Source organism: Dyella sp. (assembly GCF_036568765.1).
Lineage (GTDB): Bacteria > Pseudomonadota > Gammaproteobacteria > Xanthomonadales > Rhodanobacteraceae > GSA-30.
Window position 1 is genome coordinate 1 of the sequence record NZ_DATCRY010000281.1, and the last position, 12,061, is coordinate 12,061.

12 protein-coding genes are annotated in these 12,061 nt (G+C 63.0%); 9 read left to right on the plus strand and 3 right to left on the minus strand.

From position 1 onward, the window contains the following. From VIM98_RS17900 to VIM98_RS17940, 9 genes are all read left to right on the plus strand, one after another. Window positions 1–2,106 (plus strand): copper-translocating P-type ATPase (locus tag VIM98_RS17900; protein ID WP_331994461.1); only part of this gene is annotated, 2,106 nt, incomplete at its 5' end. Between the two features lie 174 nt (window positions 2,107–2,280). After that, window positions 2,281–2,439 (plus strand): hypothetical protein, encoded by a 159-nt coding sequence (locus VIM98_RS17905; RefSeq protein ID WP_331994462.1) that lies wholly within the window; start codon window positions 2,281–2,283, stop codon window positions 2,437–2,439. A gap of 50 nt (window positions 2,440–2,489) precedes the next feature. Beyond that, complete coding sequence (locus VIM98_RS17910) at window positions 2,490–2,894, plus strand: ketosteroid isomerase-related protein (protein ID WP_331994463.1); 405 nt, start codon at window positions 2,490–2,492, stop codon at window positions 2,892–2,894. Further along, window positions 2,891–3,487, plus strand: coding sequence for a GNAT family N-acetyltransferase (locus VIM98_RS17915; RefSeq protein WP_331994464.1), 597 nt, complete (start codon window positions 2,891–2,893; stop codon window positions 3,485–3,487). Before VIM98_RS17910 ends, VIM98_RS17915 begins: the two co-directional genes overlap by 4 nt. A gap of 195 nt (window positions 3,488–3,682) precedes the next feature. Next, window positions 3,683–4,945 carry a bifunctional tetrahydrofolate synthase/dihydrofolate synthase gene (folC, locus tag VIM98_RS17920; RefSeq protein ID WP_331994465.1) on the plus strand — a complete coding sequence of 421 codons (1,263 nt, stop codon included), beginning with the start codon at window positions 3,683–3,685 and terminating at the stop codon, window positions 4,943–4,945. A 74-nt stretch (window positions 4,946–5,019) separates the two neighbouring features. Further along, the gene (locus VIM98_RS17925) at window positions 5,020–6,066 is read left to right on the plus strand and encodes an SPOR domain-containing protein (RefSeq protein ID WP_331994466.1); all 1,047 of its coding nucleotides are present in this window, start codon (window positions 5,020–5,022) and stop codon (window positions 6,064–6,066) included. 36 nt (window positions 6,067–6,102) lie between these two features. Next, window positions 6,103–6,822, plus strand: a complete 720-nt coding sequence (locus VIM98_RS17930; protein WP_331994467.1) for a CvpA family protein — start codon at window positions 6,103–6,105, stop codon at window positions 6,820–6,822. Between the two features lie 12 nt (window positions 6,823–6,834). After that, window positions 6,835–8,310, plus strand: coding sequence for an amidophosphoribosyltransferase (gene purF / locus VIM98_RS17935; RefSeq protein WP_331994468.1), 1,476 nt, complete (start codon window positions 6,835–6,837; stop codon window positions 8,308–8,310). A 15-nt stretch (window positions 8,311–8,325) separates the two neighbouring features. Beyond that, complete coding sequence (locus tag VIM98_RS17940) at window positions 8,326–9,147, plus strand: ferritin-like domain-containing protein (RefSeq protein WP_331994469.1); 822 nt, start codon at window positions 8,326–8,328, stop codon at window positions 9,145–9,147. Between the two features lie 34 nt (window positions 9,148–9,181). On the opposite strand, the gene VIM98_RS17945 is transcribed toward VIM98_RS17940, so the two are convergent. The 3 genes from VIM98_RS17945 to VIM98_RS17955 all read right to left on the minus strand — a co-directional run. Further along, window positions 9,182–9,490, minus strand: coding sequence for a cytochrome c (locus VIM98_RS17945; protein WP_331994470.1), 309 nt, complete (start codon window positions 9,488–9,490; stop codon window positions 9,182–9,184). Beyond that, a complete protein-coding gene (locus tag VIM98_RS17950) occupies window positions 9,487–10,680 on the minus strand; it encodes a molybdopterin-dependent oxidoreductase (RefSeq protein ID WP_331994471.1) in 1,194 nt (397 codons plus the stop codon). Before VIM98_RS17950 ends, VIM98_RS17945 begins: the two co-directional genes overlap by 4 nt. A 184-nt stretch (window positions 10,681–10,864) precedes the next feature. Further along, window positions 10,865–12,061 (minus strand): S46 family peptidase (locus VIM98_RS17955; RefSeq protein ID WP_331994472.1); only part of this gene is annotated, 1,197 nt, incomplete at its 5' end.

Consider the following 12,061-nt stretch of genomic DNA (forward strand, 5'->3'; position numbering starts at 1 on the left):
GGCACGCGCTACACGTGCCCGATGCATCCGGAGATCGAACAGGTCGGCCCGGGGCATTGTCCGAAGTGCGGCATGGCGCTGGAGCCGATGATGCCGGTCCTGGACGACGACCGTGACGAGACTGTGCCGATGGCGCGACGCTTATGGGTGCTGATCGCACTGACCCTACCGGTCGTGTCGATTTCGATGGGTCCTCATCTGTTCGGCTGGCATTGGCGGGAGCCTTGGGGGGCATGGGCAGGCTGGTCCGAGGCCGCGCTTGCCAGCGTCGTGGTGCTCTGGGGCGGGGCGAGTTTCTTTGTACGCGGTTGGCGTTCGCTCCATCCCTGGCACCCCAATATGTACACGCTGATCGCCTTGGGCACAGGCGTGGCGTGGCTGTACAGCGCCATCGCGTTATTGTTGGCCGGGTGGTTTCCTGCGCAGGCACTGGATGCGCACGGGCGTGCGCCCGTGTATTTCGAATCTGCCGCCGTCATTGTCACCTTGGTGACGCTGGGCGACCTGCTCGAAGCGCGAGCGCGCCGGCGCAGTGGCGATGCACTGAAAGCCCTGCTGGGTTTGACGCCGAAGACGGCCAGACGTGTCGACGAAGATGGCGAGCACGATGTGCCGTTGGAGCATGTGCGCGCAGGCGACCGCTTGCGTGTGCGGCCGGGTGAAAAGTTACCGGTGGATGGCGTGGTGCTCGAAGGCAGCAGCCATGTCGACGAGTCGATGCTCACCGGCGAACCTCTGCCAGTCGCTAAAGGCGTGGGCGATGCGCTGTCCGGTGGCACCGTCAACCAGGATGGCGCGCTGCTCATGCGCGCGGAAAAGGTCGGTGCGCAAACCTTGTTGGCGCAGATCGTCGCACAAGTAGCGCAGGCACAGCGCAGCAAGGCACCGTCGCAACGCCTGGCCGATGCCGTGGCCGCATGGTTCGTGCCGGCCGTGTTGATCGTTGCCGTGCTGGCCTTTGCCGGCTGGTGGTGGCTGGGGCCGGAGCCGCGCATCGTGCACGCCATGCTGGCGGCGGTTGCCGTGCTGATCATCGCCTGTCCTTGCGCGCTGGGTCTGGCAACGCCGATCTCGATCATGGTGGCCAGCGGTCGTGCCGCGCGTGCGGGCGTGTTGTTCAAGGATGCCGCGGCTATCGAGGCTCTGCGTGCCATCGATACCTTGGTGCTGGACAAGACCGGCACGTTGACCGAAGGCAAGCCGGTGCTGGGCGATGTCATTGCGCTTGGAGAAACGACACGCGAGCGGGCGTTGGCGCTGGCAGCCGCATTGGAACGTTCGAGCGAACATCCGCTTGCACGGGCCGTGCTTGCGGCGGCGACGCAGGCCCGTGTGAATATCCCGGCGGTGCAGGGCTTCCAGGCGGTGGCCGGCGGCGGCGTACGAGGTGAAGTGGAGGGGCGCGCCGTCGCGCTCGGCAGCCTTGCGTGGCTGGCGGAGCAGGGCGTTACGTTTGATCGTCCTCTGCAAGCCAAGGCGGACGCGCTTCGAACGCAAGGCGCTACCGTAGTGGCATTGAGTGTCGGTGATCAAGCGCAGGCCTTGCTGCCTGTCGTCGATCGCATACGCCCGCAGGCTGTCGACGCTTTGCGGGTCTTGCGGGCGGATGGCCTGCATTTGATCATGCTGAGTGGCGACCACGCAGGAACGGCGCAAGCTGTCGCGCGCGATCTTGGGATCGACGATGTGCGTGCGCAGGTATCGCCGCTGGGTAAGGCCGCTGTGGTGGAAGAGTTGCGCCATGCGGGCCGGCGTGTGGCCATGGCTGGCGACGGCATCAACGACGCGCCTGCGCTGGCTTCGGCCGATCTGGGCATCGCCATGGGCACAGGCACGGATATCGCCATGCATAGCGCTCAGGTCACCCTGGTCAAGGCCGATCTTGCCGCGATCGGCCGTGCACGGGCGATATCGCGAGCCACCGTTAGCAATATCCGGCAGAACTTGTTCTTTGCCTTTGTCTATAACGCTGTAGGCGTGCCGCTGGCGGCAGGCTTGCTCTATCCGCTATGGGGCGTGACGCTCTCGCCCATGATTGCCGCGCTCGCCATGAGCCTGTCGTCGGTGTCGGTGGTAGTCAACGCCCTGCGGCTGTCGGATGAGTGAGTGCAGCCCTCTTCCTGCCTATAGTGGGGACTGGGAGGCTGCCCAGGCGGGAAGGGACACCTCGGCGAGGTCATGACGCTTGTCACCACCGATCGTTGACGCGTCGGACTGCTCGCGGCGTTGCCATATCGCCATGATGCTCCCACGCCAATCGCGGCGTGGGGAGACATCGACATGCAAACCATCAACGCATCGCGCACGACCCTGGAGAAATACCTGCCGCTGCTGCTCGGCCTGCTTGCGGCCATGCTGGCCGGCCGTGCACTGAAGAAGATGTTCTGGACGGCTTTCGGCATGTATTGGGCGCTGCGTGCGACGGGTATCCACTGGTAATACCCCGGATGACGTAAACTGCGCGGCCTGAAACCCGCCAGGACACGCGCATGACCGCCACCCAAGCTTTGATAGAGCGTTACTACGCCGCCTTCAATCGTGGAGACTGGCAGGGCATGCTCGATTGCCTGGGTGACGAGGTCGCCCACGATATCAACCAGGGCGGGCGCGAGATCGGCCGCGAAGTCTTCGCAGGATTTCTCGAGCGGATGCAACGCAGTTATCGCGAGCGGCTGGAGGATATCGTGGTGATGGTATCGGCCGACGGTATCCGCGCCGCGGCCGAATATGTCGTGCACGGCCAGTATCTGGCCGATGACGAAGGCCTGCCCCCGGCACGCGGCCAGCGTTATGTGCTGCCCGGCGGTGCCTTCTTCGATATCGCCGGCGAGCGTATCGTTCGCGTGACCAATTACTACAACCTCAACGACTGGATCGCCCAGGTCGAGGCATGAGCCTGCGTGTCATCACCTGCGTGGGGGAGGCGGTCGCTCCCTATGTCGACGATCTGGCGCGTTTGCGCATCGAAGTGTTCCGCGACTATCCCTATCTCTACGATGGCGACGACACCTATGAACGTCGCTATCTTGAGGCCTATGCCGGTTCGCCGCGCAGTGTATTCGTGCTCGCGCTCGATGGCACGCGCGTGATCGGCGCCTCGACAGGGATTCCATTGGCCGACGACGGCGCGGCGTTTCACCAGCCCTTCCTTGCCAAGGGCATCGCTCTCGATAGCGTTTATTACTTCGGCGAGTCGGTGTTGCAGCGTGATTATCGCGGTCGGGGGCTGGGGCACCGTTTTTTCGACGAGCGCGAGGCACATGCGCGACGGTTGAGCGGTTTTGCCATGACGGCGTTCTGCGCGGTGGAGCGCGAGGATGACGATCCCCGTTGTCCTGGCGATTACCGGCCCAACGATGCCTTTTGGCGCAAGCGTGGTTATGAGCGGCAGGAATCGATGTTTTGCACGCTGGCCTGGACCGAGTGGGGCGATGCGGCGCAGAGTGAGCATCGGCTGCGGTTCTGGCTGCGGCCATTGGTTGCTTGAAAGGGCTTGTCGCGAGGATCGTGCCTTACCGTAAGTCCTTGTCGCGACCAAAGTCGCTCCCACAGAGGTAAGAAGCCTTGTCGTTGACCAGGAGGGTACCTATTTTTGTGGGAGCGGCTTCAGCCGCGACTGGACATGCCTCATTGGGCATGTCTTCCAAACGGAAAGATTTCGATATCAACCAGAGGTAAGGTCATGTCGCGTACCCTCGCCGAATGGCTCGCGTACCAGGAGCAGGTCAATGTACGCAGCATCGAGCTGGGCCTGGAGCGGGTGGGTACGGTATGGCAGCGCATGGGCGCGGCGCGGCCGGCACGCCGTCTGATCACGGTCGGTGGCACCAATGGCAAAGGCTCCACGGTAGCCTTGCTGGAGGCAATGCTGCGTTCGGCGGGGTTGCGTGTGGGCTGCTACACCTCGCCGCATCTGCTGCATTACAACGAACGCATTCGGATCGACGGCAGCGATGCCAGCGATGAGGCGATCGTGGCCAGCTTCGAGCGCATCGAGCAGGCGCGTGGCGATCTGCCGCTGACGTATTTCGAGTTCGGCACGCTCGCAGCACTGGATATTTTTGCCCGGGCCGAGCTTGACGTGGCGGTTCTGGAAGTGGGGCTTGGCGGCCGCCTGGATGCGATCAACATCGTCGATGCCGATGTCGCCATCATCACCACGGTCGATCTGGATCATATGGATTGGCTCGGTAGCGACCGCGACAGTATCGGCCGCGAGAAAGCCGGTATCGCTCGTGCCGGCCGTCCGGCAGTTGTCGGTGAAGATGCTCCGCCGGCCGGGTTGCTCGATGCCTTGGGTGGAATCGGTGCGCAAGTACAGCGCGCTGGCGTCGATTTCCATATCGAACGTCTGGCGGAGGGCTGGCGTTGGCGGCATCGCGACGGCACTCAACTGGAGTTGCCCGATCCGGCGTTGGCTGCACCGGTTCAATATGCGAATGCCGCAGCCGCTGTAGCCGCGCTGCATGCTTTGCCCGGCGAAGCCATGGCTTTGCGCGACATGGCGGTCGCGGGCTTGCGTAACGTACGCGTGCCGGCGCGTTTGCAGACGCTCGGCGGCGATCCGGAGCTGATTGTCGACGTCGGCCACAATCCACAGGCCGCGCGCGCGCTGGCGCAATGGCTGGATCGTCGTCCGGAGCGTCGCGTACACGCTGTCTATGGCGCACTGGCGGACAAGGACGCTGGCGGCGTGGCAGCGGCATTGGGTTCACGCGTGGCGCATTGGCATCTGGCCGGGCTGGACCGCGATACGCCACGCGGCCTGCCTGCCGATGTTCTGGCAGCGCAAGTTACCGCTGTATTGCCCGCTGCGCAACTGGACCGCCATGCCGACGTCGGCTCGGCGCTTGCCGCCGCGCGTGCGGCTGCGCAGCCGGGCGAATGCATCCTGGCATTCGGCTCTTTTTTTGTCGCCAGTGCAGTGCTGGCTGAATCCAACTGAGTCGCTGACGGGCGTCGGCCGGGCGCAGCCGCTATAATCGCGTCCGTTGTCTGCCGGTTGCCTTGGAGTCCGACTTGAAAACACGTCTGTTGGGAGCCGCCGTCCTGTTCGCGCTGGCGGTGATCTTCGTACCGATGTTCTTCTCCAGCAGCCCGCCGGCGACGGGTGGCGACAAGACGGTCGACCTGGCCATTCCGCCCGCGCCCGACCGCGATATGCAGACCAAGACCATGAGCCTGACACCTGGCGTTGCGCCGGGCACCAGTGTTGCTGCCGCGCCGAAGCCGGCAGTCGCCGGCACGGCTGTACCGGTGAGCTCCGATCAACTGGCGACAGTCAATATCGGTTCCAATCGGCCGCGTGACGTCGAGACCGATTCGCAAGCCGGGCAAAAGCCCCAGCCAACAACGGTAACCCGCGGCGGTACGTCCCAGCCGGTGATTCCGGTGCAGACCCGTCCGGCCGGCGAAGTCCAGCCGAAAGTGCAGAAGCCGGGAGTCCCGGCCAAGCCTGCCGCTCAGGCACCGGTCATTCCCGTCGCGCAGCAGCCGGCATCTGATCAGCCCCCGGCCACGGGGGCGCACGGCCATTTTGTGCTCAATCTGAGCGCTTACAGTTCCAGTGCCAGTGCACAGAGCCTGATGCAGCGGGTGCGGGCGCTGGGTTACCCGGCCAATAGCCGTCCGATCAACCAGGCCGGCAAGTCCCTGACCCTGGTCACCGCCGGCCCGTTCGAGTCGCGCGCCGCGGCCGAGGCGGCCCGCCTGAAGATCACCCAGTCCATACCGGGCGCGCCGGCGCGCCTGGAGGCGGGTGCCAGCACGCCATCGCAGGATGAGGCCGCTCCAGCAGCCAACGCTCCGCGTACCGCCGCTGCGTCGCGCGCGGGCGGCTGGGCCGTGCAGGTCGCGGCCATGGGCAGTCAGGCCGATGCTACCGCGCTGCGCGACAAGCTTCGTGCCAACGGGTTCGATGGCTATGTGGATACGGTCAGTTCCGGCGGCAAGCAGCTGTGGCGCGTGCGTGCCGGGCCGCAGACCCAGCGCGACGATGCCGTGCGCATCCGCGACCAGATCAAAGCCAAGCTCGGTCTCGCCGGTAACGTTGTCTCGGCGCCGTAAGGCCCGGATCGCCAAAGGCCAAGGGGACAAACGCGGATGAACTGGATCGACTACATCATCCTGGGCATCCTGGGCCTTTCGGTCTTGATAGGCCTGTTCCGAGGCCTCATTTCCGAGCTGTTGGGGCTGATCATCTGGGCGACCGCGTTCTGGGCCTCATGGATGTTCGGTCCGATGGTGGCCGATTCGCTTGCCCGTCACCTGTCCATGCCGACAGCTCGACTGGTGATCGGTTACGGTGCGGTTTTGCTGGGTGTGCTGATTATTGGCGCTATCATTCGCGCCATCATCGGCCGGATTCTGTGGCGTACCGGGCTTTCGGGTACGGATCGTATGCTCGGCATGGTGTTCGGCTTCGCTCGCGGTGCGTTGATCGTGGCTTTCATGGTGTTCATGGTGAGCCTGACGGCGCTGGTGCGTGAAGACTGGTGGCGGCAATCGAATCTGGTGCCGCAATTCCAGGGGCTGGCTGCCTGGCTCGGTGCCAGGGTGCCGGCCGGTGTAAACCACTACGTGGCCCAGTCGGGCCAACTGCTGGACCAGGTACAGGTGCCGCAGGTCGAACTTCCCAAGGACTTCCAGCTACCCAAGTCACTGCCGAACGACTGGATGGACAAGCTAAAGCAAGGCTCGCCCTCGAGTGCGCCGCCTGCGGCGTCATCGGATCCGGCTCGGCTCAACCCCTATCCGGCGCAAGCCGCTCCCGCGACGCCAAGTACGGCTGGCGCGAATAACGACCCTCTTCGAGTTCACTGATAGGCAACAACCATGTGCGGAATCATCGGCATCGTCGGTACCACCGAGGTGGCATCGGCGCTCTATGACGGATTGACGGTGCTGCAGCACCGCGGCCAGGACGCCGCCGGTATCGCCACCGTCGACGGCGCGCGTTTGCGCCTGCATAAGGGCAACGGTCTGGTGCGCGACGTATTCAGTCAGGTCAATATGAATCCGCTGCGCGGCCGCATCGGCATCGGGCATTGCCGTTACCCGACGGCAGGTTCCGAAGGCGCGTCCGAGGCGCAGCCCTTCTACGTCAATTCGCCCTACGGCATCGCTTTCGCGCACAACGGCAACCTGGTCAACACCGAGGCGTTGCGGCGCGAGATGTACGAGGACGACCGTCGCCATATCAATACCGATTCGGATTCCGAGGTGCTGCTCAACGTGCTGGCGCACGAGCTGCAGATCCAGGGCCGCATGGCGTTGACGCCCGACCATATCTTCAAGGCAGTGGCCGGTGTGCATGCGCGTGCGCGTGGCGGTTACGCCTGTCTGGCACTGGTGCTGGGCTACGGCCTGCTGGCCTTTCGCGACCCGAACGGTATTCGCCCGCTGGTATTGGGCGAGCGCATTACGGCCGAAGGACGCGAATACGCGGTAACCTCCGAATCGGTAGCGCTGGATATCCTCGGCTTCAAACGTCTCCGTGACGTAGCGCCGGGCGAGGCGGTCCTGATTACCGAGGACGGCCAGCTGCATACACGCATGTGCGCCGATGGCGGCATGCATGCGCCGTGCATCTTCGAATATGTCTACCTTGCGCGTCCCGATTCGATGATCGAGAACGTGTCGGTGTACAAGGCGCGCCTGCGCATGGGTCAGAAGCTGGCCGAGAAAATCTTGCGCGAGCGGCCGGATCACGGTATCGACGCGGTCATTCCGATTCCCGATACCGCGCGTACCGCTGCGAGCGCACTGGCCGAGGCGCTTGGTGTGCCGTTCCGCGAAGGTTTCGTCAAGAACCGCTATGTCGGGCGTACGTTTATCATGCCGGGGCAGGGGGAGCGGGTGAAATCCGTCCGCCGCAAGCTCAACCCGGTAGAGCTGGAGTTTCGCAAGAAGAACGTGCTGCTGGTGGACGATTCGATCGTGCGCGGCACCACCTCACGGCAGATCATCCAGATGGCACGCGACGCCGGTGCAAAGAACGTGTTCTTCGCTTCCGCCGCGCCGCCGGTGCGTTATCCGAATGTCTATGGTATCGACATGCCCGCTACGGCCGAACTGGTCGCCGCGGGTCATACCGAGAAAGAAGTCGAAAAGATGCTCGGTGCCGACTGGCTGATCTACCAGGATCTGGATGACCTGGTCTGGGCAGTGCAGGATGGCAACGAAGCGCTCAAGCATTTCGATACGTCTTGCTTCAGTGGCGAATATGTCACCGGTCTCGATAGCACCTATCTGGAGCAGATCGAGATGCTGCGTTCGGACGACGCCAAGGCTGCGCGCCGTAGCGCTTGAGTCTGGGTCGGTCTCTTGCTCTTAACCACAACCAACCTCCACACGGCCGCATGGCAGTGTTTGTGTGCCACCGATCCGACCGAAAAACTAAACCTCACACACGCGACCTGGGCCGCATTACAGGCCGGCCAACTGCGTGCCGGGCCCGACGTCCCACCGCCTGAGCCCATTGGCGCACCCGGCCGTCCCGCGCGTCCGTTGCTTCTTCCGCAGCGCCAGGTACCTCATCGCGGTCTCGGGACCGAGGAAGGACGTGCCGCCCTGGTGCACGCCGTCGCGCATATCGAATTCAATGCGATCAATCTGGCCTGGGACGCGGTTTACCGTTTCCGCAACAAGCCGGACGCCTATTACATCGATTGGGTCAGTTGCGCCAACGACGAAGCCCGCCATTTCGCCATGCTCAATCGACGCCTGGCGGAAATGGGTCACACCTACGGCGATTTCGATGCGCACAACGGTCTGTGGGAAATGGCTGAAAGGACGGCGCATTACGACACCGCACGCATGGCTTTGGTGCCGCGCGTGCTCGAAGCCCGCGGGCTGGATGTCACGCCTGGCATGATCGAGCGTCTGCGTGGCGTCGGCGATGAACGCACCATCGCTATTCTCGAAGTGATATTGCATGAGGAAGTTGCGCACGTCGCCGCGGGGACGCGTTGGTTTCGTTATTGTTGCGAGCGCGACGGACTCGATCCGCGCGAAACCTTTCTCGATCTGCTGCGCGACTATATGGGGCGCAATTTGCGCGGCCCCTTCAATCGCGAAGCGCGGCTACAAGCAGGATTCGACGAGGAGGAGTTGGATCGCCTGACCATGCTCGCACTGGATGCATGACCGCCTTGTATCGATCATGATCGGTCGAGGCCGATTACCGCGAAGGCGACCCATACGTCTGGGTCAGATAGTCGACCATGGCGGGTATGTCCTTGTCGTCCAGCGGTGCACCGAAGGTGTATTTCATCTTTTTCACCGTCGCGTCCCAGTAGGTTCGCGGCGAGCGCGGCTGATACGTTACGTAGTGCGCGGAATGGCAAGTAAGGCAATGTTGCCGCACCAATGCATAGCCGGGTAATTCGCTTGGACGATAGGTCAAGGTCTCCGGTGGCCAGTCAGTCGAAGCCGACACCGTCATAGAAAGCGACGAAAGCAGGGCGAAGATCAGCACGGTCGTTTTCATGTAGCAAGTACCGTCGTCGTTTCAATCATGTTGCGCATGTAACCGGCGGCGTTCCAGTTTTGCTGTCGCGGTTGCACATCGCCGCGCCGATTGCGCGCGCGCGTCTGAATACGATAAGTGCCGCGTTCTGCCGGAACAAAGTGGAACGTCCATTCCTGGAAGCCGTAGCGGCCGGTGTCGCGTCCCAGTTCTGCAGCCTGCCATGACTGGCCACCATCCGTAGACACATCCACGGCGGCGATACCCGAGCCGCCGTCGAAGGCGATGCCGCGCAACACGACGGCCTGTTGCATCGGAATGCGCGCGCCATCGATAAGGCTGGTGAGGAACGAGCGAACGTTCATTCGATTGATGGGGACGGTTGCGTCAGGCGCGCCTTTGGGAGCGGCGATCCGGTAGGCCTTGCTCATCCAGAAGCCGTCGAACTCCTTGTCAATCACCTCGATATCGTTCAGATGCTTGACCCAATACGTGCCGTAGTAACCCGGCACGATCAGGCGTAAAGGGTAGCCGTTGAGCAGTGGCAGATCCTCGCCGTTCATGCTCCACGCGATCATGACTTCGCCGTCGCGTGCATGATCGACATCGAGTGCCTTGATGAAATCGGGGCCGTTCGGCAGGGGCGGACGGTCAAGGCCGTCGAATACGACCTGCTTTGCGCCGGCGCGTACGCCGGCAGCGTCGAGTACGCGCTTGAGCGGAACGCCGGTCCAGCGCGCGTTGCCCATGGCGCCATGATGGAGTTGGCCGCCGTTGACGCGCGGCGAAAAATGTCCACGGCTGTTGCCCGAGCATTGATTGATCGCGATCAGTTCGACGGGATTGCCTAGCGACTTCAGTTCACTCAGTGTCAGTTGCAACGGACGCTCGACCTGGCCGTGAATTTGCAACCGGAATGCCGTCGGGTCGACGGACAGTGGCAGGCCCGACCAATGGTAACGCACGAAAAAGGCATCGTTCGGCGTAATCAGCCCATCGTTGAAAACCGAGAAAGGCGTTTCAAGCTGCGGAGGGCGTTGGGTGAGCACGATCATCGGTCGCTTGCCGGGAAAGGCTGCGAGTTCTCGCTCGCCATTCTCGAAGGGGAGACGGATGCGTGTGTCAGCGAAAAGTGGGGCGCTTAGTAAGCCCGCACCCGCGTAACCGAGCGCTTTGAACGCACGACGACGCGATGGATCGAATTGGCTCATAGGGCGCCTCCGTGTCCGATATGGCCTCCTGTTACTCCCCGGGCGATAGTGCCATATCGAGATATTCGTATGGAAGCCAGTGCCTGCTGGCGCTGTGAGCCGCGTTGCGTCACGTGCTCGTGCAAATGAGCTTGTGAAACTACGATGCGTGCGGACCGCGACTCGGTCGCGGTCCGCACGGAGATCAGTGCTTGGAGCCGATCAGTTCGTCGGCTAGCGCCGGCAAGCCGTAAACCTTGCGTACCGCCTCGACCAACGCGGCCGTATCCACCGCGACAGCACGGTTGTTGCTGCCATCGAAAACAAAGTTGCCGCCTAGCGAATGAATATTGCCATCGAAGATCAGGCCGACCGCCTGGCCTTCGCGGTTGATCACCGGGCTGCCGGAGTTACCGCCGATAATGTCGTTGTCGGTGACGAAATTCATCGGGGTTTTCAGATCGAGTCGAGATTTGGCCTTGATCCAGCTATCGGGCAGCTTGAACGGATCGGCACCGGTGGCGCGCTGATACAAACCGGCAACGGTGGTGAAGGGAGGCACCGGCTTGCCCGCTTCGTTCCAGCCGACCACTTTGCCGTAGCTCAAGCGTGGCGTGAACGTGGCATCGGGGTAATGGTTCTCGCCGTCACGCGCAAAGCGAGCCTGAGCGATACCCTCGTCCGCCTTGCGTGTCGGTGCTTCTACGTTGTCTTCGTATTGCTTGCGCACGGCACGTGCGGCCGGATCGATCAGCCGTGCGAACACGATCATCGGATCGTTCGAGGCGTCGATCGCTTTTTGTCCACCTTTCCACAACGCCTCGCGCAATTTCGGGTCGTCGAGCTTGCTGCCGTCGACCAACTTGGCGGCAAGTTGATCGGGCGACTGGGTTCCGAGTACCTGATGCACGAAGGCATCGTCGGCACCCAGGCGTTGGCGCAGTTTTTCCAGCGACCAGGACAGATGCGTGCGCTCATAGTCCTTATAGGTCGGTGCCGTCGAAACGATTTCCTGTTCCAGCGCGGGCAGGTTGGCGTCACGATAGGAAGGCAAACGCTCGGCATTGGGCTTGGCTCGCTCAGTGGCTGCGCGTACCAAATTTCGCGCATAGCTGAACAGCTGGGATTGGAAACCAAGGCCGCGTTCGATCATGGTGTAGCGCGGTAGCAGCGTGGCTCCTTCTTCCTGTGCCTTGGCCAGTGATTGCCAAGGATCGCCGTACTTGGAGGCGCGTGCCGGATCGGCCGCGATCCACTGGCGCAGGGCGGCATCCTCGGCCTGCTTCTTGGTGACGAAGCTTTCGTCGCCCAGCGTCTGCAGCCAGCCGTTGAACACCTTCAGCGTGTTGTCGATGCCGAACAGGTCGTCCTGCACTTCCTTGGCGCGCTGCTCGCCACCGCG